This window comes from Psychrobacter sp. AOP7-A1-24 (assembly GCF_052376235.1).
In the GTDB taxonomy this organism is placed as follows: Bacteria; Pseudomonadota; Gammaproteobacteria; order Pseudomonadales; family Moraxellaceae; genus Psychrobacter.
Genome location: NZ_JBQSVM010000104.1, coordinates 1 through 947 on the forward strand (window position 1 = coordinate 1; position 947 = coordinate 947).

Annotated in this window: 1 protein-coding gene; it reads right to left on the reverse strand. The window is 41.0% G+C overall.

Features of this window, described 5'->3' with window-relative positions; genetic code table 11:
• Positions 1-93 precede the first annotated feature (93 nt).
• The coding region (locus ACT3QQ_RS13895) for a lyase family protein (protein WP_444528428.1) at positions 94-947 on the reverse strand (854 nt) is incomplete at its 5' end.

Sequence of the window (947 nt, forward strand, 5' to 3'; positions counted from 1 at the left end):
ACTTATTATATAAAAAAGGCCAATAGGTTCACCTAGCGCATCTGTACTTTATAATTGATGATACACCTTCGACTCGTATAAACTAAATACAGGCTAAGGCATTAACTTAACTCGTGGATACACCATATTTGCAGGGGACAATAAGTTGTCTAAAGTCTCTTTATCCATAAGATTTTCTTCTAAGACAATATCGTAAACGCTGCCGCCAGTTTGTTGGGCTTTTCTTGCTACATAAGTGGACGACTCATAACCTAAATAAGGGTTAAGTGCCGTGACCAATCCGATATTATTGAATACCTGACTATTGCAAGCTTCATCATTCATGATGATGCCATCAATACAGCGCAGGGCAAATACTTCACAAACATTGGCCATCATGCTTATACCCGTGAACAAATTAAAAGCAATAACTGGTTCAAATACATTAAGTTGTAACTGAGCACTTTCTGCAGCCATAACGATAGCCGTATCAATACCGATGACATGAAAGCAAGTTTGATTTACCACTTCTGGTATGACTGGATTTACTTTGCCAGGCATGATTGAGCTACCTGGCTGCATTTCTGGTAAACGATATTGCGCCAGTCCTGCACGGGGGCCTGACGACTGCAAACGCAAATCGTTTGCAATTTTAGACAGACGCGCAGCAAAAAGGCGTAAGTTGCCAGACAAATCGACATAAGCACTGGTATCTTGCGTAGCTTCCACTAAATCTTCAGCTATATAATAAGATCTGCCAGTGAGCTTTTGTAATGCCGCCGCACATGATTCTGAATAGCCAACAGGTGCATTCAAACCAGTACCAATCGCTGTACCACCCATATTAATTTCATGAAATAAAGTACGAGTTGATTCAATACGTACCATCTCTTTCTTAATCATCGTTGCAAAGGCATTGAACTCCTGACCTGCTGTCATCGGAACCGCATCTTGTAGATGAGTACGAC